Source organism: Aeromonas sp. D3 (assembly GCF_027705025.1).
In the GTDB taxonomy this organism is placed as follows: Bacteria; Pseudomonadota; Gammaproteobacteria; order Enterobacterales; family Aeromonadaceae; genus Aeromonas; species Aeromonas salmonicida.
The window spans coordinates 1-22,345 of record NZ_JAPDBE010000057.1 but is presented as its reverse complement, the minus strand read 5'-3'; the positions used below and the strand labels follow the sequence as shown (position 1 = coordinate 22,345).

General features: G+C 58.7%; 22 protein-coding genes and 1 pseudogene. 15 read left to right on the top strand and 8 right to left on the bottom strand.

From position 1 onward, the window contains the following. Positions 1–387: DUF4113 domain-containing protein (locus OKC28_RS21325; protein WP_270691066.1), on the top strand; the 387-nt coding region annotated here is incomplete at its 5' end. A gap of 180 nt (positions 388–567) precedes the next feature. On the opposite strand, the pseudogene OKC28_RS21320 reads toward OKC28_RS21325, so the two are convergent. Further along, a pseudogene (locus tag OKC28_RS21320) lies at positions 568–789 on the bottom strand (integrase core domain-containing protein); the annotation flags it as partial. 167 nt (positions 790–956) lie between these two features. On the opposite strand from OKC28_RS21320, the gene trhP reads away from it, so the two are divergent. After that, positions 957–2,318 carry a prephenate-dependent tRNA uridine(34) hydroxylase TrhP gene (gene trhP, locus OKC28_RS21315; RefSeq protein ID WP_005311829.1) on the top strand — a complete coding sequence of 454 codons (1,362 nt, stop codon included), beginning with the start codon at positions 957–959 and terminating at the stop codon, positions 2,316–2,318. Between the two features lies 1 nt (position 2,319). Then, positions 2,320–2,568 carry a YfhL family 4Fe-4S dicluster ferredoxin gene (locus OKC28_RS21310; RefSeq protein ID WP_096120054.1) on the top strand — a complete coding sequence of 83 codons (249 nt, stop codon included), beginning with the start codon at positions 2,320–2,322 and terminating at the stop codon, positions 2,566–2,568. A gap of 161 nt (positions 2,569–2,729) precedes the next feature. On the opposite strand, the gene alr is transcribed toward OKC28_RS21310, so the two are convergent. Both alr and dnaB read right to left on the bottom strand, forming a co-directional pair. Next, positions 2,730–3,803 (bottom strand): alanine racemase, encoded by a 1,074-nt coding sequence (gene alr / locus OKC28_RS21300; protein WP_005311825.1) that lies wholly within the window; start codon positions 3,801–3,803, stop codon positions 2,730–2,732. A gap of 348 nt (positions 3,804–4,151) precedes the next feature. Continuing rightward, positions 4,152–5,546 carry a replicative DNA helicase gene (gene dnaB, locus OKC28_RS21295; protein WP_021140911.1) on the bottom strand — a complete coding sequence of 465 codons (1,395 nt, stop codon included), beginning with the start codon at positions 5,544–5,546 and terminating at the stop codon, positions 4,152–4,154. 437 nt (positions 5,547–5,983) lie between these two features. Here dnaB and OKC28_RS21290 point away from each other — a divergent pair, with 437 nt between their 5' ends. The 6 genes from OKC28_RS21290 to OKC28_RS21265 all read left to right on the top strand — a co-directional run bounded on the left by OKC28_RS21290 (position 5,984) and on the right by OKC28_RS21265 (position 12,517). Beyond that, positions 5,984–6,838, top strand: coding sequence for a Tim44 domain-containing protein (locus OKC28_RS21290; RefSeq protein WP_021140910.1), 855 nt, complete (start codon positions 5,984–5,986; stop codon positions 6,836–6,838). Between the two features lie 198 nt (positions 6,839–7,036). Further along, on the top strand, positions 7,037–8,602 hold the full coding sequence (locus OKC28_RS21285) for an EAL domain-containing protein (protein ID WP_270691065.1): 1,566 nt from the start codon (positions 7,037–7,039) through the stop codon (positions 8,600–8,602). 225 nt (positions 8,603–8,827) lie between these two features. Next, a complete protein-coding gene (locus tag OKC28_RS21280; protein WP_270691064.1) occupies positions 8,828–10,666 on the top strand; it encodes a bifunctional metallophosphatase/5'-nucleotidase in 1,839 nt (612 codons plus the stop codon). Between the two features lie 86 nt (positions 10,667–10,752). Beyond that, positions 10,753–11,091, top strand: coding sequence for a DUF2956 domain-containing protein (locus OKC28_RS21275; RefSeq protein WP_270691063.1), 339 nt, complete (start codon positions 10,753–10,755; stop codon positions 11,089–11,091). A 107-nt stretch (positions 11,092–11,198) separates the two neighbouring features. Beyond that, on the top strand, positions 11,199–11,534 hold the full coding sequence (locus OKC28_RS21270) for a hypothetical protein (RefSeq protein WP_017412614.1): 336 nt from the start codon (positions 11,199–11,201) through the stop codon (positions 11,532–11,534). Between the two features lie 113 nt (positions 11,535–11,647). Continuing rightward, on the top strand, positions 11,648–12,517 hold the full coding sequence (locus OKC28_RS21265) for a tetratricopeptide repeat protein (RefSeq protein WP_270691062.1): 870 nt from the start codon (positions 11,648–11,650) through the stop codon (positions 12,515–12,517). Between the two features lie 95 nt (positions 12,518–12,612). Here the strand turns inward: OKC28_RS21265 and OKC28_RS21260 are convergent, their stop codons facing one another. Further along, positions 12,613–14,019: a sigma-54-dependent transcriptional regulator gene (locus OKC28_RS21260; RefSeq protein ID WP_042468441.1), complete on the bottom strand. Its 1,407-nt coding sequence runs from the start codon at positions 14,017–14,019 to the stop codon at positions 12,613–12,615. Between the two features lie 152 nt (positions 14,020–14,171). Further along, positions 14,172–14,978, bottom strand: coding sequence for an FKBP-type peptidyl-prolyl cis-trans isomerase (gene fkpA, locus OKC28_RS21255; protein ID WP_270691061.1), 807 nt, complete (start codon positions 14,976–14,978; stop codon positions 14,172–14,174). 119 nt (positions 14,979–15,097) lie between these two features. Between fkpA and OKC28_RS21250 the strand changes: the two genes are divergently transcribed. Both OKC28_RS21250 and OKC28_RS21245 read left to right on the top strand, forming a co-directional pair. Beyond that, entirely contained in the window at positions 15,098–16,066 is a 969-nt protein-coding gene (locus OKC28_RS21250) for a WD40 repeat domain-containing protein (protein ID WP_270691060.1), read from the top strand. A 14-nt stretch (positions 16,067–16,080) separates the two neighbouring features. Next, positions 16,081–16,296: a SlyX family protein gene (locus tag OKC28_RS21245; protein ID WP_111589480.1), complete on the top strand. Its 216-nt coding sequence runs from the start codon at positions 16,081–16,083 to the stop codon at positions 16,294–16,296. Between the two features lie 73 nt (positions 16,297–16,369). On the opposite strand, the gene OKC28_RS21240 is transcribed toward OKC28_RS21245, so the two are convergent. Then, the gene (locus OKC28_RS21240) at positions 16,370–17,005 is read right to left on the bottom strand and encodes an FKBP-type peptidyl-prolyl cis-trans isomerase (protein ID WP_021138314.1); all 636 of its coding nucleotides are present in this window, start codon (positions 17,003–17,005) and stop codon (positions 16,370–16,372) included. 154 nt (positions 17,006–17,159) lie between these two features. Further along, on the bottom strand, positions 17,160–17,366 hold the full coding sequence (locus OKC28_RS21235; RefSeq protein WP_034523471.1) for a YheV family putative zinc ribbon protein: 207 nt from the start codon (positions 17,364–17,366) through the stop codon (positions 17,160–17,162). Between the two features lie 39 nt (positions 17,367–17,405). Between OKC28_RS21235 and OKC28_RS21230 the strand changes: the two genes are divergently transcribed. The 3 genes from OKC28_RS21230 (at position 17,406) to OKC28_RS21220 (ending at position 20,227) form a co-directional block, all read left to right on the top strand. Further along, on the top strand, positions 17,406–18,092 hold the full coding sequence (locus OKC28_RS21230; protein ID WP_270691059.1) for a hypothetical protein: 687 nt from the start codon (positions 17,406–17,408) through the stop codon (positions 18,090–18,092). A gap of 182 nt (positions 18,093–18,274) precedes the next feature. Further along, positions 18,275–19,174, top strand: a complete 900-nt coding sequence (locus tag OKC28_RS21225; protein ID WP_005311791.1) for a chemotaxis protein — start codon at positions 18,275–18,277, stop codon at positions 19,172–19,174. 69 nt (positions 19,175–19,243) lie between these two features. Then, entirely contained in the window at positions 19,244–20,227 is a 984-nt protein-coding gene (locus OKC28_RS21220; protein ID WP_270691058.1) for a hydrolase, read from the top strand. On the opposite strand, the gene OKC28_RS21215 is transcribed toward OKC28_RS21220, so the two are convergent. Beyond that, on the bottom strand, positions 20,209–21,360 hold the full coding sequence (locus OKC28_RS21215) for a sensor domain-containing diguanylate cyclase (protein ID WP_333562747.1): 1,152 nt from the start codon (positions 21,358–21,360) through the stop codon (positions 20,209–20,211). The two genes, OKC28_RS21220 and OKC28_RS21215, sit on opposite strands and share 19 nt — an antisense overlap. 89 nt (positions 21,361–21,449) lie before the next feature. Between OKC28_RS21215 and OKC28_RS21210 the strand changes: the two genes are divergently transcribed. Then, a complete protein-coding gene (locus OKC28_RS21210; RefSeq protein ID WP_021138320.1) occupies positions 21,450–21,692 on the top strand; it encodes a YheU family protein in 243 nt (80 codons plus the stop codon). Positions 21,693–22,345: the final 653 nt, after the last annotated feature.

The window sequence follows — 22,345 nt, the reverse complement described above, 5'->3', positions numbered from 1 at the left end:
TTGGCGACTAATGAGATCGCACAAACTGGACTGAGTTCCCTTCCCCCAGTGATCTACTATTCGAAACAGCTATTTAGAGCGCTGCTGGGACTGATCCACTCACTGCTCTCTCGTATCTGGCGGGATGGGCACCGCTACCAAAAAGGGGGCGTGATGCTAGCCGACTTCACTCCTATCGGCAGCCAGCAGGGAGATTTGTTCGACCATCATCAACATAAGCCCCGCAGTCAGGACCTAATGCAGATGATCGACCGAATCAACCAGGGACGATTAGGAAAAATTCATTTTGGATCTTGTGGGAGAGACAACAGTGATTGGATTATGAGGCGTGAAAAACTCAGTCCCCGCTATACCACGGCATTAGACGAATTACCCATTGCAAAGTGACAACCCGGATTTGCACTTAGCAAGGCGCTCTTGCGCCATCATCAATTCGCAACCGGTGATTCGGTCAACGCCTTTCACGTCACGCATTGGTGTTTGCTGTCGTTGGTGTTGAAACGTCGCGTTGCTCAGGTTTTGGTGAAGGGTAATCCCCCCATTTTTTGGAGCACTCAAAAGTAGAGGTCATGCGGCCTGTGCCAAGCGCTGTTTCGGCGTGTAGCCGCCCAGCGCCATATTGGGCCGCTCATGGTTATAAACCCACAGCCAGTTCGTGGCAAATTCCTGTAACTCATTCAGTGACTCAAACAGGTAATGGCCCAACCAGTCGTAACGCACAGTGCGGTTAAATCGCTCTATGTAGGCATTCTGCTGCGGGTTGCCTGGCTGGATATACCTCAGCGCAATCCTCAGCAAAGCTGTGTACTGTTGGGTTTGGTGGTAAAATATTTATGGTTTGGAAACCCCCGACTACACACGGCTATACACTATAAAAAATACGTGATAAGCCATTGTTTAATAGGAACTATTAGGTAGTTCCGTCCTGATTTGCAATCAGATACTAAGAGTCCAACATGTTCAGACCAGAATTGCTCTCCCCCGCCGGGACCCTCAAGAATATGCGTTACGCCTATGCCTATGGCGCCGACGCCGTCTATGCGGGTCAGCCACGCTACAGCCTGCGGGTGCGCAACAACGAATTCGATCACGAGAATCTGCAGCTCGGCATCAACGAGGCCCACGCGTTGGGCAAGCAGTTCTATGTGGTGGCCAACATCCAGCCCCACAACTCCAAGCTCAAGACCTTTATCCGCGACATGCGTCCCGTGGTGGAGATGAAGCCGGATGCGCTCATCATGTCAGACCCGGGCCTCATCATGATGATGCGCGAAGCCTTCCCGGACATGCCCATTCACCTCTCGGTGCAGGCCAACGCGGTCAACTGGGCGACGGTGAAGTTTTGGCATCAGATGGGCCTGACCCGCGCCATTCTGTCGCGCGAGCTGTCACTTGACGAGATCGAAGAGATCCGCATGCAGGTGCCAGAGATGGAGCTGGAAGTCTTCGTCCACGGCGCCCTCTGCATGGCCTACTCGGGCCGCTGCCTGCTCTCCGGTTACATCAACAAGCGTGACCCCAACCAGGGCACCTGCACCAACTCCTGCCGCTGGGAGTACAAGGTGCACGAGGGCAAGGAAGATGACGTGGGCCAGATAGTCCACCGTCAGGAACCCATCGCAGTTCGCCCGGACAACACTTTGGGCCTTGGCAAACCGAGCGATGCGCTGGTGCTGCTGGAAGAGTCCAACCGTCCCGGTGAATACATGACGGCGTTCGAGGATGAGCACGGCACCTACATCATGAACTCCAAGGACTTGCGCGCCGTCGAGCACGTGGAGCGCCTGACCAAGATGGGGGTGCACTCCCTGAAAATTGAAGGCCGTACCAAGTCCTTCTACTACTGCGCCCGCACCGCCCAGGTCTATCGCAAGGCCATCGACGATGCGGTCGCCGGTCGCCCGTTCGATCCGACCCTGATGGGCACCCTCGAAAATCTGGCCCACCGTGGCTACACCGAGGGCTTCCTGCGCCGTCACAACCACAGCGAGTACCAGAACTACGATTACGGCTACTCGGTCTCCGACACCCAGCAGTTCGTCGGCGAGATCACCGGTCGCCAGGGCGACATGGTGGAAGTGGAAGTGAAGAACAAGTTCCTGGTGGGCAACAGCCTGGAGCTGATGACTCCGCAGGGCAACGTCAGCTTCAATCTGGAGCAGATGCAGAACCGCAAGGGCGAGCTCATCGACACGGCGCCGGGCAACGGCCACGTTGTCTATGTGCCAGTCCCCAAAGAGATCGACATCAACTACGGCATATTGCTGCGCAACCTCGGCGATCGCCAGGACACCCGTCAGCCGCACTCGGCGGCCTGATATGTCTCTGCTCATTACCGACAAGTGCATCAACTGCGACATGTGTGATCCCGAGTGTCCGAACCAGGCCATCAGCTTGGGTGAGGAGATCTACGAGATAGATCCCAGTCGCTGCACCGAGTGCGTCGGTCACTATGAGAAGCCGACCTGCATCAGCGTCTGCCCCATCGATTGCATCATCTGGGATCCCGCCCACGTGGAAACCGAAGATCAGTTGCTGGAGAAGTTTGTGCGGATGCACAGGCAGTAGCGTCTGCGTCTCACAGACTGCATCATCCGGGATCCGGCCCACGTGGAAACCGAAGATCAGTTGCTGGAGAAGTTTGTGCGGATGCATCGGCAGTAATTGCCGGCATGTTGTCGAAAAAAAAAGCCCCTGACGGGGCTTTTTACGTTTGATGCTGGCCGAGCCTAGACGTATTCCATAAAGACCCGGGAAGTAAGCTTGGTGATGAGCTCGTAGGGGATGGTGCCAATCTCGTCGGCGACCCGTTCCACCGGCAGCCCCTCACCCCAGAGCACGGCTTCGTCACCGGCCTTGTCGGTGGCGCCCGGCCCCAGATCCACTGTGGTCATGTCCATGGAAACACGGCCCACCAGGGGCACTATGCGGCCATTGACCAGCACTGAGGTGCCGTTGGGCGCCATGCGCGGGTAGCCATCGCCGTAACCGATGGCGATGACGCCGAGCCGGGTATCCCGGTCAGACACCCAATTGGCGCCATAGCCTACCGGTTCGCCCGCTTTGTGATCTCGCACCGCGATGAGTTGGGTCTTCAAGGTCATCACAGGCTGCAGGTCGTAATCCGCCGCCACCGTATTGGGGAAGGGGGATACGCCGTACAGGATGACGCCGGGGCGCACCCAGTCGCAGTGGGAGTCTGGCCAGGCCAGAATACCCGCTGAGTTCGCCATGGCCCGCTCGCCCAGGAGCGGTGCCGTGAGGCGACTGAACAAGTCGATCTGCTCGCGGGTGGTCGATTGTTCGAGCTCATCGGAGCGGCTGAAGTGGGTCATGATGTTGAACGGCTGCACCACGTTCTTGCACTTGGCGAGACGCGCGATAAAGGCGGGCATCTCATCGGCGCGCACCCCGAGCCGGTGCATGCCGGTGTCGAGCTTGAGCCAGGCCACCACAGGAGCCGGCAGTTCGGCCTGCTCCAGCGCTTCGAGCTGCTCCCAGGTGTGCACCGCCGTTTGCAAATTGTTGGCCGCCAGCACAGGCAGATCGGCGCTCGAGAAGAAGCCTTCCAGCAGCACTATGGGCTTGACCACGGCGCAGGAGCGCAGCATCAGCGCCTCTTCGATGCGGGCCACTGCGTAGGCATCCGCATCCACCAGGGTACGGGCGACCGGCAGCAGGCCATGGCCATAGGCGTTGGCCTTGACCACGGCAATGATCTTGCAATCGGGGGCATGCCGTTTGACCACGGCGAGGTTGTGGCGCAGGGCCGCTGTATTGATTTGGGCAATAGCCGCTTTCATCTGTTTTCCCTTACGAGGGCATGATGGCGCGTGAATGCACCAGGCACCGTGTGGTGTCAGCCCTTAATTGTCATCATCGAAGGCCGGACCGGCATAATTGTCGAACCGGGAAAACTGTGTCTTGGATCTGGGGGGACCCAGGCACCGATATGGGTGCGCAGACCGACCCCTACTTAGTCATCGTCATCAAACGCCGGACCGGCGTAATTATCGAACCGGGAGAACTGCCCCTGGAAGGTAAGGCGCACGCGGCCCTATTGGCACCGTTACGCGGTTGACCGATGAGAACTCGGCTACCTTTCAGGGCTTTCGTGATGGTATCTAATCCGCCATCACCACGGGTTTTCATCAATAGTCGTCATCAAACGCCGGACCGGCGTAGTTGTCGAACCGGGAGAACTGCCCCTGGAAGGTAAGTCGCACACGGCCTATGGGGCCGTTACGCTGCTTGCCGATGATGATCTCGGCAATCCCCTTGTCGGGACTGTCATCGTGATACACCTCATCACGGTAGATAAACATGATCAAATCCGCATCCTGCTCGATGGAGCCGGATTCCCGCAGATCCGAGTTGACCGGGCGCTTGTCCGCACGCTGTTCCAGGCTTCGGTTGAGCTGGGACAGGGCAACCACGGGGCACTGCAACTCTTTCGCCAGCGCCTTGAGGGAGCGGGAGATTTCACCTATCTCCAGGGTCCGGTTATCGGAAAGCGCGGGCACCCGCATCAGCTGCAGGTAGTCGATCATGATCATGGAGAGGCCGCCGTGCTCACGGGCAATACGGCGCGCGCGGGAACGCACGTCGGTCGGGGTGAGGCCGGAGGCGTCATCGATATACATCTTGCCCTTCTCGAGCAGCAATCCCATGGTGGAGGAGAGGCGTGCCCAATCCTCGTCGTCGAGCTGACCGGTACGCACCTTGGTCTGGTCGATGCGCCCCACCGAGGCGAGCATACGCATGATGATCTGCTCGGAGGGCATCTCCAGCGAGAAGATGAGTACCGGTTTCTCGGCGGTGAGGGCCGCGTGCTCGCACAGGTTCATGGCAAAGGTGGTCTTGCCCATGGAGGGACGAGCCGCAACTATGATCAAGTCCGAACGCTGCAGACCGGCGGTCATCTTGTCCAGATCCCCATAACCGCTCGACACCCCGGTCACGCCGTTGTGAGGGGTCTTGAACAGCTCTTCAATCTTGTCGACCGTCTGCTCGAGGATCAGCTTGAGCGGCTGCGGCCCCTCATTGGCGCTGGTACGCTGTTCGGCGATCTGGAACACCTTGCTCTCGGCCAGATCCAGCAGATCGCCCGAGGTGCGTCCCTGCGGCTCGTAGCCTGCTTCGACTATCTCGTTGGCGACCGAGATCATCTCCCGCACGACCGCCCGCTCACGCACGATTTCGGCGTAGGCATTGATGTTGGCGGCACTCGGGGTGTTCTTGGCGATCTCCACCAGATAGGCGAAACCACCGGACTCCTCCAGCTGCTCCGAGCGCTCCAGCTCCTCTTGCAGCGTGATGAGATCGATGGGATTGCCCGCGTTGGAGAGGCGGGTCATGGCCTGGAAGATAAGCCGGTGAGGGCGGCTGTAGAAATCCTTGTCGATCACCCGTTCGGCAACCCGATCCCAGGCCTCGTTATCCAGCATCAGGCCGCCCAGTACGGACTGTTCGGCCTCAAAAGAGTGGGGAGGAACTTTCAGCTGTTGTGTCTTGGCGTCTTTTTTCGCCGTCACTTGCTCTGCCATACACATAAAAACCGCAGCGGGAAGGGGACGGGAATTTTACAAAAGAAACCCCGCCATCGCGAGTGCTAATGCACGCTATTCACTTCTGTCTGACACAAGCGCCCTCCTGATGGTCAATGGCGCCGCTTGCTGATGAAATATGCCGCTGTCTCATACCATGATGAAGGGCCAGACCAGGGTCTGATCCTGCTGCTTGGCTCTCGTTTTGTTGCGCAGCTTGCGCTCCTTGCGGCTCGGTCGTCGATTTTTCATTGCCATTCTCTCCTCTGATTGCCCCGGAATGGAGTGTAATCTGTTCATGAATAATTCATGCCAACGATGTTAATCATAGCCGCAAGCTGCACTACAACGAGGGACAGGCAGCCTGTCATGCACCTCGCTGAGCTTGCTAAAGCAGACCATGTCCCCATCCACTGATGAGAGTGAAAAGAGTCAAAATGAAAAAGATGCTGACCCTGTTTGCCGTGATCCTGGCCATTGGCCTGGGGGCACCCATTGCCGAGGCCAAGAAATTTGGCGGCGGTAAATCCTTTGGCAAGAGCTACAAAACAGCTCCGGCCCAACCGGCGGCCAAACCCGTCGACACCAAGAACCCGGCGGTCGGGGCTCAGGCCGCACCGAAGAAAGGCGGCATGATGGGCGGCCTGCTCGGCGGCCTGCTGGCCGGTGGTCTGTTCGCTTACCTGCTGGGTAGCGGCGCCTTCGAAGGTCTGCAAGGCATGGACATGCTACTGATCGCGCTGCTGGCGTTGGGTGCTGTCTTCCTGTTCCGCGCCATGCGCAAGAGCAAGGCCCCCTCGCCTCAACCACAGACGGCCTACGCCGGCTATCAGCCGCCATCGGCTGCGCCGCAGCAGTTCGAACAGAGCAGCAGTGCGCCGCAAGCGACCGGCTTTGCCGACAGCGACGTGCCGTTCCGTCTGCCGCCAGGTTTTGACATGAACAGTTTCCTGTCCGGTGCACGCGATCACTATCGCACCCTGCAAGAAGCCTGGAACGCAAACGACTTGGAAAAAGTGCGTGAGTATGTGAGCCCTGAGTTGTTCGAACAGCTCAAAGCCGAACGCGCAGAGCTGACCGGCGAGCAGCATACCGAAGTCATGTATGTGGATACCCAGCTGGTGCGTGCCGACTACGGTAGCGACTGGGCCCAGGTCAGCGTACGCTTCAGCGGCCGCTACATGGACCGTCAGGAGCAGGTCGAGGAAGACATCAAAGAGGTGTGGCACCTCGAGCGTAACCTGGCCAAGGACAATGCACCCTGGCACATTGTCGGTATCGAGCAGCTGTAAACGCTCTTTATCCTGCGAAGACAACAGAGGCGGCCCAAGGCCGCCTCTGTTATTTTTGACTCCCTGCGTTCCCTCTCCAACCCACTCCCCTGCAAGTCCAGCCACAGCCCCTCAATATGGTCGCTATGAGAATGGTTCGTGATTGTGTAGTATGACCGCCCTTTTTTTGTTCAATTTCCGTTCACCGAGGCGTGGTTCATGGCTCTCTCTTTTCTGCGTAGCGGCAACATGCCTCGTTTGCTGGCCAGCCTGCTGTGCTGCGCAACCCTGATCCTGGTTTCCCTCGCCACTCTCTATTGGCAGACCTGGTCCATGACCCGCCAGCAGGCGCAAAATGCCGCCGAGCGTGCCATGGTGCAGATAGACAGCGCCCTCTACCACTCTACCCAGGCGGCCCGGGCCGCACTGCCGCTGGTGGGCCGCCCCTGTCACGAGGTTGCCCGCGAGCTGAGAGTACTGGTTGCCACCTCCCCCTATGTACGCTCGGTCAACCTCTCACGCCATGGTCGCCTCTACTGCTCTTCCATCTTCGACGAGATCAACCTGAAGGATGAGCTGCAAAACGGCCAGCACCAGCGGCTCAAGCTCAAAGCCGTCACCCGGCTCGGACTCAAGCCCTCGCTGCTGTTCTATCGCCTGAGCGAAGGCGATCATGGGGTAGTGGTTGCCATCAACCCCTACCACCTGAGCAAACCGCTGCAATGGCGACTTGGCGGGCCCAACAGCTGGGTGCAGATAGGTGAGCAGTGGCTCGATATCAAGGGCCGGATCCACGACGGTGTCGCCCCTGTGTTTCGGGGGTTCAACTACCCGCTCAGTTCGACGGCATTCGGCTACAGCCTCAATCAGGGATTCCCGCTGGAAGCCGTGTTGCTGCTCACGCTGAAAAAGCAGAGCACCGTCATCATCTTGATCCTGACTCTGGGCGGGCTGGCCGGCCTTGCCACCTATCGCTGGTGGAGCCATATCTCCACCCCGACTCAGGAGCTCAAGCGCGCCATCATCAAACAGGAGTTCATTCCCTACCTGCAGCCCATCGTTTACAGCAAGAGTGGTCAGCTCCATGGCTGCGAGGTGCTGATGCGCTGGCAGCACCATCGTCAGGGGTTGATCCGGCCGGATCTCTTCATCCCGCTGGCGGAGGAGAGCGGCCTCATCATACTGATGACCCAGACCCTGATGCAGCAGGTTCGTCTGGAGTTTGCCCCCCATGTGGCGCAACTGCCGCCCCGCTTTCACTTCGGTTTCAACATCTGTGCCCAGCACTGCCAGGAGATGAGCCTGATCGACGACTGCCGCCGATTCCTGGCCGCCTTCGCCAGCAATCCGGTAACGCTGGTGCTGGAGCTGACCGAGCGGGAACTGATCACCCCCTGCCAACTGACCGACCAGCTGTTCGGCGAGCTGCGCCAGATGGGGGTCAAGATAGGTCTGGACGACTTTGGCACAGGCCACTCCAGCCTCACCTATCTGCAACAGTTTCACGTGGACTACCTCAAGATCGACCAGAGCTTCGTCGCCATGATAGGCACCAACGCCCTCTCTCGTCATATTCTTGACAGCACCATCAGTCTGGCCACCCGGCTGGGACTGGAAACCGTCGCCGAAGGGGTCGAAACCCAGGAGCAGGCTGACTTCCTGACAGAGCGCAACGTCAACTACCTGCAAGGCTACCTCTATGGCCGTCCGCTCACCCCGGTCCAGTTCCTGCGACTGCTGCCCGCCCCTGTGCCGGAGCAGACAGACCCCCATCAAGCGGCATGATCCCTCAGCGACGCTCGGGTGCCGATGCAACAATGTGAAACTTGTCATTAGTCTGTGGTGATGGCGTTAAACAATCTGGCAAACGTTTGTTTGCTTTATTAATGTGCAGTAGCTCAAAGGAATCAGCTCTCTTTATTTCCAATTACTGCTTTTTGCCTAGAATCGCCACACTCCTGTCATACAGGAACGATATACAGGACAATAACAACAAGAGGATTATTACCAATGAAGAAGACGTTACTGGCCGTCACCGTCTCTATTACTCTGCTCGGGCTGACCGCCTGCAATTCAGAAAACAGCAGCAAGGAGCATATTCCGCTGGATCTGACCATTGCCCATATCAATGATACCCACGCCCACCTCGACCCGACCGAAAATGCGCTGGCCATCCAGCCCACCGGCCAGGAGCTGTTCAAATTCTACGCCAAACTGGGCGGCTATCCCCGTCTGAAGTTCAAGCTGGACGAGCTGCGCAGCCAGGCCGCCAACGAAGGCCGCAACTTCATGGTGCTCAACGGTGGTGATGCCTTCCAGGGCACTCTCTACTTCACCCAGTTCAAGGGGGAAGAGGAGTCTCGCCTGCTCTCCGACATGGGTATCGATGCCATGGTGCTGGGCAACCACGAATTTGATTTGGGCAATCAGGCCATTAAAGATTTCGTCTCACGGGTGAATTTCCCTGTATTGGCTTCCAACATGGTGAAATCCAGTAGCGCCACCCTGAAAGACAGTGAAAATATTCATGAATATGTCATTAAAGAAATAAATGGCGAGAGCGTGGGTATTTTCGGGCTGGTGCTGGAAAATATGCATGATATCTCTTCACCGGATACCGATACCCAATTCCTGCCGATGATTGAAACCGCCCAGAAAATGGTCGACACCCTCAAGTCAAAAGGCGCCAACAAGATCATCATGGTCACCCATATCGGTCTGCAAAATGACCAGGCCGTCGCCAAGGCGGTCAACGGTATCGACCTGATTGTCGGCGGTCACTCCCAGACCTTCCTCGGCGACATCAACGAGATCAACACCATAGGCTACACGGCCCACAACCAGAATCCGGACGACGACAACACCTATGCCCAGCTGGTTGGCAATCCGGACGGTGGCAAGACCTGTATCGTGCAGGCCGGTGAATGGGCCAAAGGCTATGGCCTGGTCAACGTGTCCCTGAGCAAGGAAGGCCAGATCACCAAGTGTGAGGGGCGCAATACCCTGATGACGGGCGACGATTTCACCAAGGACGTGGCCAAGAAGAAAGAGCCCCTGAGTGGCAGCGAGCAGACCAATGTGGTCGACTTCATCACCAAGTCACCCGTCATCGAGATAGTGCCGGAGAACACCGCCATGCGCGATGTGATCGACACAGAGTACAAACCGGCCGTGGCCGAGCTCGAGGCCAAGATCATCGCCGACGTGCCGACCAAGTTGCCCCATGTGCGCGTGCCGGCCACCCCGGATGGCGCGGGTCTGATCGATCCTCTGGTAGCCGAATCCCTCTACTGGAAGCTCAACAAACTCAATACCAAGGTCGACTTCACCATCCAGAACGCCGGTGGTGTGCGCGCCGATGTGAACGCGGGCCCGCTCTCCGTCGGTTACGTGATGGGCACCTTGCTGCCGTTTGGCAACAAGATCGCAGCCTTCAACCTCAAGGGCAAAGACGTACGCGCCACCCTGGAGTACGCCGTTGACTATTCCATCGGCCACGAGACGGGGATTGGTGCCTCCAGCGGTGCTTTCCCTTACGTCGGCCACCTGAGCTACACCTATGACGGCAAACAGGCCAAGGGGTCCCGCATCACCAAGCTGGAGCTGCTGGATGCCAACGGCCAGTGGCAGCCGCTGGACGACGACAAGGTGTACCGTGTCGGTGCCAACACCTATATCGCCTCCGGCAAGGATGGCTACAGCGGTCTGCTCAAGCGCGAAGAGCTGCCCAACAAGGGTGACTATGTCGACTCTGGCGTCGGTGAGAACGAGATGTTCATGGAGTACGCCGAGTCCCTGGGCACCCTCAATCCGCTGCCCTATGCGACCGTGACCTACTTCAAGCCCTGATCCGGTTCACATGCTATTGCAACGGCGCCTGAGGGCGCCGTTTTTATGGCATACTCCCCGCCCATCGATGCCGAGGAGAATGTTTGATGGCCAAGTACGACAAGATTTCCCCCGAGACCCAGCAAGAGGCGCAAAAAATTGCTCGCGCCAACCAGAAGCCGGGACAGACCAAAGAACAGACCCAGCTGATCGCCCAGGGGATCCAGAAAGGCATAGACGAATACAAGAAGCAGATGAAGGCGCGGGCTCGCGAGGCCAGTCGCCAGAAGAAGTTGCAAACCAAGGCAAAACAGCAGCCGCAAGCCGGGCATGAGGAGGAGTGCAACATTGAGCTTGTCGAGGTCTCCCGCCAGCATCCCCTGCCCTGGATCCTGTTGCTGCTGAGCTGGGTTGGCTTCGCCGCTGCCTGGTTCGGTTTGCACTGAGCGCGCAAACCTTTACCTGGGATCCTCTTCACAGGCTGGGGGCAGCATGCTGGTCATCTCCCCTTCCGACTGATTAAATCCCGCCTCTTGTCGTCTGGAGACTTGCCATGAACCCGGCCCCCTTCTATCTGCTGGCACCCCTGGTGCTGTTTATCGTGACCCTGGTGCTCTATCGCATCTCTCCGCTGCGGGCCGTCGCCGCCGGCAGTGCCCGCTGGTTTATTCTGCCCGCCTTCACTCTGTTCATCCTGCTCATAGTGATCAACGGCGCCGCCGATCCCGCCCTGCGCAGCCCGGCCTTTCACTGGCTGATGCCCGGGCTTGGCTTTGCCCTGACCCTGTTTCCGGCCCTGCCCAAGGCGCTGGTGCCGCGTCTTGCCATCAAGGAGGGTGCCTTCGCTGCCCTCGGCCTGATGCTGATGAGCCTCGCCATGGTTTACTGATCGGCTGGCCGCTGGCGTTGACATGACTCAAGGGGCGCTCTGTGACGGGCGTCCCTTGTACAAACAATGGCCCGTAGGCATATTGGTGACAATATCACCGGCAAGGAGGCCAGATGGACAAGTCACACGATTTTATGGCGCAGTGGAATTATCAGGATCCCGCCGCCAGTGCCCTGCGTTTTCATGCACTTCTTCCCGAGGCGCGTGCTGCTGCCGACCTGCAACTCGAGCTGGAGTTGCTGACCCAGATCGCCCGTACCCATTCCCTGCAGCGCCAGTTTGCCGAGGCCCACCAGCTGCTCGACGAGATAGAACCCCGCCTCACCGATGCCACCCCGAGAGCCCGCCTTCGCGCCCTGCTGGAGCGCGGCCGAACTTTCAACTCCGCCGGCGACAAAGCCACTGCCAGAACCCTGTTCGAACAAGCCTGGCAGTGGGGGCTCAAGAGCAAGGAGCTCTATCTGGCCATCGATGCGGCACACATGATAGCCATAGCCGCGCCACTGGATGAGCAGAGCCGCTGGCATCAGCTGGCCATGGAGCTGGCGGAACGCAGTCAGGATGAAAAGGTGCGCGGTTGGCTCGCCAGCCTCTACAACAATCAGGGCTGGACCCTGTTCGAGCTGGGACGCTTTGATGAAGCCAGAGTATTCCAGCAAAAGTGTCTTGCCTGGCACGAACAACATAACAATACGGCCAAGGCCTTCATCGCCCGCTGGAGTCTGGCGCGACTGACCCGGGCACAGGGGTTGCACGAGCAGGCGCTGGCCGAGCTGAAGCAGCTGCAGGAGGAGATGGCAGAGGCCGGCGAGCCGGAGGATGGCTATCTGTTCGAGGAGCTGGGGGAGAATGCATTGGTGCTGGACGATCCGGCTGCGCCCGAATACTTCTCCCGCGCCTGGTTTCTGCTGTCACAGGATCGCTGGTTCAAGGCCAACGAGGCGGAGCGACTGGCCAGACTCAAGCATCTCGCCAAGCTCTAGCAAACAGCCTCTAACAAAGCAGCAAGGCGGCCAGTTGGCCGCCCTGCGCACAAGCTCATCTGCCCAAGATGACGGATGCCATCCCGACACCAGCTTCAGACCAGGCTCGTCTCTTCCCAGCCCTGCTTTTTGCGATAGATGGTGGAGGGACTGATCTCCAGCAGTGCCGCTGCCTTGGGGATGTTGCCGTCACAGCTGGCGATAGCCTGCTCTATGGTCTCTTTTTCCACCAGCCAGAGCGGGCGTATCGGCGCGTTGAAAGAAGGCAAGGTGGCACTGCCAGCCGTGGCCAGCGGCGCTGTCGCGGCCAGCATGCTACCCCGACTGCCATTCAGCGGCGGTGGCAAGATGTCAGGACTCACCAGCTCTCTGTCGTTGAGCACCACTATGTTGCGCACCACGTTTTGCAGCTCGCGCACGTTGCCAGGCCAGGGGTAATCGAGCAGCACCCGCGCCGCCTCCACATCGAAATCCTTGAAGCGCTTGTTCTCTTCCTTTGCGTAGCTCTGCAACAGGTTACGCGCCAGCAGCAGTATATCCTCGCCGCGCTCGCGCAGCGGTGGCAGGCTCAGCGGGATCACGTGCAGGCGGTAGTAAAGATCCTCCCGAAAACGTCCCGCCTTCACCTCCACCAGCGGATCCCGGTTGGTGGCGCAGACGAAGCGTACATCCACCGTCTCCAGCTTGCCGCTGCCGACCCGTTGCAGGGTACCGGTCTGGATGAAGCGCAGCAGCTTGCTCTGCAGGTCGAGATCCATCTCGCAGATCTCGTCCAGGAACAGGGTACCGCCATCAGCCAGACTGGCCGCCCCCTTGCGATCCCCCTGGGCGCCGGTAAAGGAGCCCTTGACGTGACCGAAGATCTCGCTCTCCATCAGGTCATGGGGAATGGCGGCGCAGTTGAGCGCTATGAAGGGTTGCTCGCTGCGGGGGCTGCACTGGTGAATGGCCTCTGCGCACACCTCCTTGCCGGTGCCGCTCTCCCCCGTGATGAAGACGGTCGCCTTGCTCGGCGCCGCGCTCTCTATGATGCGATAGACGGCCTGCATCGGCATGGAGGCACCGATAAAGCCGGCGAACGAGCTGCGTTCGAAATTTTCCCGATACTGGGCCACCAGCGAACTCAGTTGCTGATGTTTCAGGGCATTGCGGGCAGTGGCACAGAGCCGCTTGCCATCGAACGGTTTGGTCAGGAAGTCGAAGGCACCGAGGCGCATCGCCTCCACCGCCACATCCACGGAGCCGTGGGCGGTGATCACCACCACGGAACAGGGCAGCTGCTGTTCGGTGATCTGCTGCAAAATGTCCATGCCGGACATGTCGGGCAGTTCAAGGTCGAGCAGTACCACAGGTGGCGGGCTGGTCAGCAGCTGCGCCAACGCCTGCTGACCACAATCGGCCAACAGCACCTCATAGCCATCCTGGGCCAGATACTGTTCATAAACCACCGCCAGACTGCGGGTATCTTCCACCAACAGGACTCGAGGTTTGCTTTCAGCCACGGGAGCCATCCTTGCGATTGATTTCGTTGTCTATTTCAGGTCTTGCCCGCCATGTTACCACAGCTGGCGCGGCCTCTCTTTTATCCCGCCATTCGCAGGGAGATACAAGTAAAAACGGCTCCCTAAGGAGCCGTTTTTTCAACGATGGGCGCTTACTTCTTGGCGTTGTCGCCATCAGCAGCCGGCTTCTCGATCGCCAGCAGCTCAACATCGAACACCAGCACGGCATTGGCCGGGATGGAACCTGCGCCGTGCTCGCCATAAGCCAGCTTGGACGGCAGGAAGAACTTGAACTTGGAACCGACCGGCATCAGCTGCACGCCTTCGGTCCAGCCAGGGATAACCTGGTTGAGCGGGAAGGTAGCCGGCTCACCGCGATCGACGGAGCTGTCAAACTTGGTGCCGTCTGTCAGGGTACCGGTATAGTGAACCTTGACGATGTCAGTGGCTTTCGGCTTGGCGCCGTCACCCATCTTCTCGACCAGATACTGCAGACCAGATTCGGTGCTCTTCACACCTTCTTTCTTGGCGTTGGCAGTCAGGTACTCTTCACCCTTCTTCTGGTTATCCACGGCATCCTTGTCAGCCTTGGCCTTGGTCAACTCGTTGATCTTGGCATCGTACTGCTGCAGAACCTTCTGGATCTCCTCGTCAGTCATGCTGGCTTCTTTACCCAGACCGTCGGTCACACCCTTGAGGATGACGCTGTTGTCCAGTTTGATGCCGAGTTCCTGCTGACGTTCCAGGGTATTGGCGATATAACGACCCATGGAGAGGCCAATTGCATAGCCGGATTGCTCTTCAAAGCTCTTGGCATCAGCCTTGGGGGCCTGTGCCGGCTTGCTGGCTTCTGCCTTGACCTCTGCGTTGTTCGCAGCCGGCTTCTCATCTTTTTGGCAAGCAGTCAGACTCACGGCAACCGCCGCAGCCAACAGGGACACCTTCAGAAAATTGTTCATCAGTTTCTCCAAAACTCTAAATACCGCTCTCGGTTCCTTCGTGAAATGAGAGGTTTATCGTGATAAGCGCCTTATACTAACGCCGTGATCGCAGGTAACGAAAGCATGAGACAGGAAAAATGATAAAAAGTGCCATTTATCTCATCGGTATTTGTCTGATACTGACCGGTTGCGAGCGGAGCGCCCAACCGGGCCAGCAAGTCATCCTCGACAGCCAGGGGCTGCTGAGTGCGGACCTTGCCAGTGACGGCAAACAGGCCGTCGTCTCCAGTCTGGACCAGGGCACAGTCGTGTGGGACCTGGAGCAGGGCAAGGAGCGCTGGCGCTGGCGTCAGTCCGACAATCCGGACAATGTCCCCATAGTGACCCGTTTCTCGGCAGACAACAGTCATGCTGTGACCGCTACCCTGGATACCTTCGCCATCTGGCGCCTGCAAGATGGCCATTCCCAAGGCTACTACTCGCTACCTGAATCCAAACTGAGGGACATAGCGCTGTCGGCCAATGGCCGCCAGGTGTTGATCGGGCGTGAAGATGGCAAGGCGGAGGTGGTCGACACCCAGAGCGGCCGCCGGCTGCAATTTCTCGGCCACACAGAGCAGGTCAATACGGTGGATCTCTCCGCCAATGGTCGCTACGCCCTCACCGGCGGCAACGACTACAGCGCCTATCTGTGGAATACCCGCTCAGGTCAGGTGGTATGGCGTTTCAACCACGCCGGTCGGGTGGTAATGGCAAGGCTCGATCCCCTGGGCCGTTTCGCCTTCACAGCGGACAGCCGTCAGGCCAGCATCTGGGATCTCAAGACAGGCAAGGAGGTGAGCCGCTTGCAGTTCGCGCATCGCTTCGAGGTCTACACCAGTGCCCGCTTCGCCAACGACGGCAAATGGCTCATCACGGGCGCCCCCTCCCGCCAGCTCTCCCTGTGGCAGGTGAGCGATGGCACCCAACTGCAAAGCTGGCGCGTCTCGCCCCATCCCAAGGTGAAACCGCCGAGTGCAGTGGTCTACGGCGTGGCTTTGCGCGACAATAGCCACCTTGTCAGCGCCAGCTCCAGTGGTCTGGCCGAAATCTGGACTATCAAGTAAGGACCTAAAGGCCCATGAGTCAGCAACTTAACGATCGCATCGAAACCCTGGAAAGCCGTCTCGCTTTCGCCGAGTACACGGTGGAACAGCTCAACGAGGAGGTCACCACCCAGGGCCGTGAGCTGGATCGACTCAAGCACCAGATCCAGCTGCTGGTAGATAAACTGCAAAGCGTACAACCTAGCCAGATTGCCAGCATGGCCGAAGAGACGCCGCCCCCGCACTACTGAGCGGTTGTCTCTGCACCATAAAAAAACCCGCGATAAACGCGGGTTTTTTATCGGGCCAGGCCCGGGGTACAGATCAGTGCTGGTGACCCTTGCCACCGCAGCCGCCGCCGCCACAGCAACCGCCATGACCCTGCTCATCGCCGTGGTCATGACCGTGATCGTGACCATGGCCACCACCGCAGCAACCACCGTGCTCATGGCCGTGATCGTGGTCATGGTCGTGACCATGATCGTGACCGCAACCACCGGCACCGTGAACATGGCCGTGAGCCAGCTCTTCGGCAGTGGCAGCACGGACGTCCTTGATCTCGACCTTGAAGCCCAGGGTCACGCCAGCCAGCGGATGGTTGCCATCCACCTTGACGAACGCTTCGGACACTTCAATGACGGTAACCGGACGGTGACCATCGTCAGTCTCGGCCACAAAAGTATCCCCTTCAGACACTTCCATGCCGTCAAACAACTCGCCAGGTACTTCTTGCACCAGGGTTTCGTCGTATTCGCCATAGGCCTGGCTCGGTGCCAGAGTAAGGTCGAACGCCTCACCCACGCTACGGCCTTCCAGCTCGGCTTCGAGGCCAGAGACCAGATAACGGGTACCGTGCAGATACACCAGAGGCTCTTTACCGACAGTGGTGTCGATGACTTCACCATGTTCGTCAGTGACTGTGTATTCCAGCGTAACCACGCTCAGGGGAGCTACTTTCATGTCAGGGATCCTGCGGATAGAAAAAAACGGGCTCAGAATACCTCAAAAAGGTGGCCAAGCATATGGTCGGGCCCCCTCCGTCATGATGAAAAAGTCATCACTGCGAAACGGGATGAGCCTGACTTACGCCCCTTTTCTGGTACTGCTGATAACCTCACTCGGGACGAAACACCCCTATGACCTGTTCGGTCTCACGGGTTAGCTTGTCCACCTCGGCCTGAGTCTGCACCTGGGTATCCCCGCAGTCGACACAGGTCACCTTCTCGACTCCATGCTCCATATACAGCATCATGGTGTCCATTTTGCCGCATGCTGGGCACACAGCGCCGGCAATGAAGCGTTTTTTACGTCTGGTTTCCATTTTTGTTACCTCCAGGCAGCATCATATCAGGGTTTTTACATGCATCACGCCATCGAATGTCAGCATTTTTCCTCCCCTCACCTGCAGGTTGGCGGCCGCAAACGCGCGCCGCTGGGCCAGTTGCTGCGAATAACCCGGGGCGGGGCGCTGCTGCGACTCGGCCAGCATGAATTGCTGCTGACAGCGGGTAACAGTTTCTGGCTCTGCGCCGATGCCCTCGCCGCCTTCAGCCCGCTGGCAGGCTGCCATTATGATTTGCTGACTTGTTCCCCGCGGGTTGCCCAACCTGCACAGGCAGGCTGGTTGCACCCGACACCACTACTTGATGCCCTGTTCGACAGCCTGACTCAGTGGCAACGCCCACGCGACTGGCAAGGGGCCTATGGTTATCGCCTGCAGGTGATGCTTGACGAGCTGCTGGCCTGTCCTCTCGCGCAACATGGTGACCAGATGCTGCAAGGCGCCTGGCGGGCACTGGCGGGCCAGCAAACGGGCAGTGACGCCGCCTGGCAGGCGTGCCTCTCCCAGCGAGGCATGACAGATCCGGGCCTAACGGCCGATGCCCTGAGCGCCCAGTGGCAGCTGCTGCAAGCTGTGCGCCTGCTCAAAAGCGGCAGCAAACGGGAACAGGTGATAGCCAAGCTCGGCTACCGGGACGAAGAGGCTCTCGCCCTGGCGTGTCAACACTGGCTTGGCGCCAGCCTGGACCAGCAAGTGCCCGCCTGATCTCCCCTGATTGCCATGACCCGCACAGACACACCATAAGGTCAGCAAGGTGAATAAATGGGTGAAATGGGTCCAGTTTTACGGCGCGCGGTCGCTAATAACGGGAGGGCCATTTCGCCTATAATCCTTTATGCTAGGGGCCTGAATTGACTGATACCGTTTTGACTCACAGGACATCTGCCATGAAAAGCAAGGCCAACCAATCCCAGGGCATGTTGCTGTTTCATCTCTCGGCCAAACAATCCTTTGCCATCGGCACCCTCAAGGTGAAGGAGATAGTGCCTTACACCCAGCTCACGGCCATGCCACACTCGCACCCGACCGTGCTCGGCGCCGCCAGCATGCGGGGCACCACAATCCCGGTGATCGACATGGCCATGGCGGTGGGTTATCGCCCTATCAGCAAGGAGGAGATGCCGAGCTGCTTCATCATCATCACCGACTGTCGCCGCACCCTGGTGGGCTTTCTGGTGCGCGGCATCGACAAGATCACCGAGTGCAACTGGCGCGATATCGAGTCCCCTCCCGCGGCTCTCGGCCATAACGTGTTCGTGACCGGGGTGACCCGGGTCAACGACCAGCTGATCCAGTTGCTGGATGTGGAACTGATACTGTCACGGGTCTACCCGGACGACCCCAGCCACCTCTATCCTGTGCTGACCGATGTGCAGCGGGAGCGGATCAAGCCGATGCGGATCCTGCTGGTGGATGACTCCTCCGTCGCCCGCCGCCAGCTGATGGCCGCCCTCGACTACATCAATATTCCCTACGAAGTCTGCACCAACGGCAAGGATGCACTGGCCCTGATGCAGGCTCGCGCCAGCCAGAAGACTCCCATCGACATACTGGTGAGCGACATAGAGATGCCGGGACTCGACGGCTATGAACTGGCCTTCGAGGTGCAAAGCGATGCGACGCTGGCGGGTGCCTACATCATCCTGCACACCTCGCTCTCCAGCGAGATCAGCGTGGAGCGGGCCCATCAGGTGGGTGCCCACGAAGCGCTGACCAAGTTTGAGGCCAACGAAATGGTCCAGGCCATGTTGCGCGGTGCCGAGCACCACGACAGCCTGCTGGCCTGACCCAAACCGGCGAGAAGCGTCCCTTCTCGCCGTGCTTTTCATGCCCTGATGCCTGTTTCGGACCCCATCATGCTCATAGAGAGTCACTTCCATGCCCCATGGTGGGCGCGTAATCCCCATCTGCAAACCATATTGCCAAAGTGGCTGCGACGAGCCCCCGCCCGTTTCGTGCCAGAACGTTTTGAACTGGCAGACGGGGACTTCGTCGATCTCGCCTGGAGCGGTGACATCAGCCAGGGGGAGCGGCCACTGATAGTGCTGTTTCACGGCCTGGAGGGGAGCATTCACTCCCACTATGCCAAGGGGTTGTTTGCCCATCTGCAGCGCCAGGGGGACGAGGCGGTACTGATGCATTTTCGCGGCTGCAGCGGCGAGCCCAACCGCCTGCTGCAGGCCTATCACTCCGGTGCCATCGAGGATGCACAGGCGCTGATCGCCGAGCTGGGACGGCGCTTTCCCGGCAAGCCGATGATCGCCATCGGCTATTCACTGGGGGGCAACATGCTGGTCAATCTGCTGGCGCGGGCCTGCCCGAAGGAATTGAAGGCAGCCGTGGTGATCTCGGCACCGCTACAGCTCGACAGCTGCGCCGATCGGGTCAATCAGGGATTCTCGCGGGTGTACCAAAACTATCTGCTGCGCACCATGCGCCATAACCTGCAAAGCAAGATCCGTCGCCAGGCCGAGGCGGGCAAACGCTGGCAGCCCCAGCAGGTACAAGCGATTGCTACCCTGCGCGACTTCGACGAGCAGGTCACTGCCCCCCTGCACGGCTTTGCCAGTGCAGACCACTATTACCAGAGCTGCTCGGGTCTGGGGCTACTGGCACGCATCCCCATTCCTACCCTGGTGATCCACGCCGCCGACGATCCCTTCATGACGGATGCCGTGATCCCGCGGCCGGAGCAACTCTCACCCATGGTGCGTTACGAGTTGAGCCGGCGGGGAGGCCATGTAGGCTTCCTGCACGGCACGCCTTGGCGCCCCCGCTTCTGGCTGGAGGAGCGCATCAGCCAATGGTTGCAGGAGCAGACTCAGGAAGATATCAGGTAGCCGTTGCGGCCCGTTTCCTTGACCCGATAGAGCGCCTCGTCAGCCCGTGCCAGCATGTCGGCAACCGACTCATCTTCACGCCACAAGGCAATACCCTGACTCACAGTCACATTGGAAGAGACCTCTGACTGCGCATGGGGAATGGTGCGGGCCGCCAGGACGGCGGCGATCCGCCTGGCAATGTCTGCGGCGAGCAGGGCATCGGCGCCGGGCAGCAGGATCACGAACTCCTCCCCACCATAGCGAGCCACGACATCGGCTGGCTGTCGCACCGCCTCACGCAGGCAATCCGCCACCGCAATCAGGCAGTTATCCCCTTGCAGGTGACCGTAGTGGTCATTGAAGCGTTTGAAGAAATCCACATCCAGCAGCAGGATGGCAAAGTCACCATGCTGCTGGCGCACCTCGGCCAGGATCTGCTCGCTGACCCTGGTAAAATGGCGCCGATTGGCCAAGCCGGTCAAGGGATCCTGTTTGGCCATGCCATCGAGCTGACGGGCCAGCGCCAGATTTTCGTGTTCCCGAGAGACCGCCAGCACGAACCAGCCGTTCAGCATGCGCCGCCCTGTCTCCAGCAGTATGACGAGGCAGCCCACCGCCAGTCCGTGCACAATGGGAAACGGCACTCTGACAAACAGGGCTTCCAGCAACAGAAAGAGCAAGGGCGGAACGCTGAAACAGTAAAACAGCCGCGCCTCGCAATAGAGGGCGATCAGCGCCGTCATCAGCAGCAAGCTGATAAGGTCGAACGCCAGACTGAAGCCCCCTCTCAGCTCAACCAGGGCGATGGCATAGCCAAACAGTGCCCAGACAAGGCCCCACAACAGCGCCCCGGCGCACAAGCAGGGCCGCCAGAGCGCCAGCGGCTGCCTCGACAACCAGCGCCAGCACAGGGGAAACAGCAGGCAGGCCAGGGTCATCAGGGCAAGCTGCATCTCATAACGCCAGGGCAGTATGCGGGCAACCACCAGATGGGCATCCTGATAGACATAGAAACGGGCAAGCAGGAACAGGAGTGCCAGCTGGTTGACAGCCCAGAACCAGAACAGCCCCTTGCTCAGGGCATGGCGGCGCGATTCGCACAGATGGTGATCAAAGCGGGTGGAGAGGCGACGTTGCTCATCAGTCAGCATGATCACACCCGCTTGCAGCCCGATAAACTCCTTGCGCTCGCTGACAACCAATAGACAATATCCACACGTTAGTAACTGAAGATGACCCCATGATTATCCCCTGGCAAGACTTGGACTCCGATACCCTCAACAACCTGCTCGAACACTTCGTCCTGCGGGAAGGCACCGAGTACGGTGAGCATGACGTCAGCCTGGCTGACAAGGTCGACGAGGTCAGACAGCAGCTGAAGCAAGGTCTGGCCGTGATCGTCTACAGCGAACTGCACGAGAGCATCAACATAGTGTCAAAAGCGACCTTCAGCAGCGCACCGATGGACGATATACCGGAATAGCCAGGTGATTGCCATCCCAATCTGGGCCTTGTCAGCGCAACTGGCATGACGGCGCAACAAACCTGACAGTTCCCGCCCGGGGTCAGGCCTTTCTACCGGACATAAAAATGGCCCGCCGAATCATCGACAGGCCATTTGGGGCAAGTATGAGTACCTTTATAAGCATGTAATTAAGCGAATCACACCTTCCGAATAAATAAATTCGCACTGATGAAAGTCAGATAAATAAGATGCCGGTCATCACGAGATAAACCTGCCCTCATATTTCCCGGTCAAGGGATAATCCATAGCAATTACATGAGTATAAAGAAGGCGTTCACATCACCCTCTTTACAAGATGTGACCATGCCATAACCGCATAGAGTTTCACGCTCATAGCGCTATTCAGCCAAATCAGCTCAAGGTGCGTCTCTGTTTATTTTTTATGACAAAACCGGCCCAGCAGGTTGGTAAAAAAATATGGGTGAGATGAGCGATAAATTTTCATTCAACGCCCGCCTCCATTATCTATTTACCGACTCGCCCCGCCCAATACCATAGTAATGAAAGCCATGATCCCGCATGCGACCCGGATCAAACCTTAACCATCCCCTCATATGAGCGAGGCGTGGCGCGGCTTCTGAGGTATGATCGCCATCCTTGACCAGCTAATA

Bases quoted from the DNA above. Each gene is read 5' to 3' on its own strand.
- trhP (WP_005311829.1), top strand. From the start codon at position 957: ATGTTCAGACCAGAATTGCTCTCCCCCGCCGGGACCCTCAAGAATATG.
- OKC28_RS21310 (WP_096120054.1), top strand. From the start codon at position 2,320: ATGTCTCTGCTCATTACCGACAAGTGCATCAACTGCGACATGTGTGAT.
- alr (WP_005311825.1), bottom strand. From the start codon at position 3,803: ATGAAAGCGGCTATTGCCCAAATCAATACAGCGGCCCTGCGCCACAAC.
- dnaB (WP_021140911.1), bottom strand. From the start codon at position 5,546: ATGGCAGAGCAAGTGACGGCGAAAAAAGACGCCAAGACACAACAGCTG.
- OKC28_RS21290 (WP_021140910.1), top strand. From the start codon at position 5,984: ATGAAAAAGATGCTGACCCTGTTTGCCGTGATCCTGGCCATTGGCCTG.
- OKC28_RS21285 (WP_270691065.1), top strand. From the start codon at position 7,037: ATGGCTCTCTCTTTTCTGCGTAGCGGCAACATGCCTCGTTTGCTGGCC.
- OKC28_RS21280 (WP_270691064.1), top strand. From the start codon at position 8,828: ATGAAGAAGACGTTACTGGCCGTCACCGTCTCTATTACTCTGCTCGGG.
- OKC28_RS21275 (WP_270691063.1), top strand. From the start codon at position 10,753: ATGGCCAAGTACGACAAGATTTCCCCCGAGACCCAGCAAGAGGCGCAA.
- OKC28_RS21270 (WP_017412614.1), top strand. From the start codon at position 11,199: ATGAACCCGGCCCCCTTCTATCTGCTGGCACCCCTGGTGCTGTTTATC.
- OKC28_RS21265 (WP_270691062.1), top strand. From the start codon at position 11,648: ATGGACAAGTCACACGATTTTATGGCGCAGTGGAATTATCAGGATCCC.
- fkpA (WP_270691061.1), bottom strand. From the start codon at position 14,978: ATGAACAATTTTCTGAAGGTGTCCCTGTTGGCTGCGGCGGTTGCCGTG.
- OKC28_RS21250 (WP_270691060.1), top strand. From the start codon at position 15,098: ATGATAAAAAGTGCCATTTATCTCATCGGTATTTGTCTGATACTGACC.
- OKC28_RS21245 (WP_111589480.1), top strand. From the start codon at position 16,081: ATGAGTCAGCAACTTAACGATCGCATCGAAACCCTGGAAAGCCGTCTC.
- OKC28_RS21240 (WP_021138314.1), bottom strand. From the start codon at position 17,005: ATGAAAGTAGCTCCCCTGAGCGTGGTTACGCTGGAATACACAGTCACT.
- OKC28_RS21235 (WP_034523471.1), bottom strand. From the start codon at position 17,366: ATGGAAACCAGACGTAAAAAACGCTTCATTGCCGGCGCTGTGTGCCCA.
- OKC28_RS21230 (WP_270691059.1), top strand. From the start codon at position 17,406: ATGCATCACGCCATCGAATGTCAGCATTTTTCCTCCCCTCACCTGCAG.
- OKC28_RS21225 (WP_005311791.1), top strand. From the start codon at position 18,275: ATGAAAAGCAAGGCCAACCAATCCCAGGGCATGTTGCTGTTTCATCTC.
- OKC28_RS21220 (WP_270691058.1), top strand. From the start codon at position 19,244: ATGCTCATAGAGAGTCACTTCCATGCCCCATGGTGGGCGCGTAATCCC.
- OKC28_RS21215 (WP_333562747.1), bottom strand. From the start codon at position 21,360: ATGCTGACTGATGAGCAACGTCGCCTCTCCACCCGCTTTGATCACCAT.
- OKC28_RS21210 (WP_021138320.1), top strand. From the start codon at position 21,450: ATGATTATCCCCTGGCAAGACTTGGACTCCGATACCCTCAACAACCTG.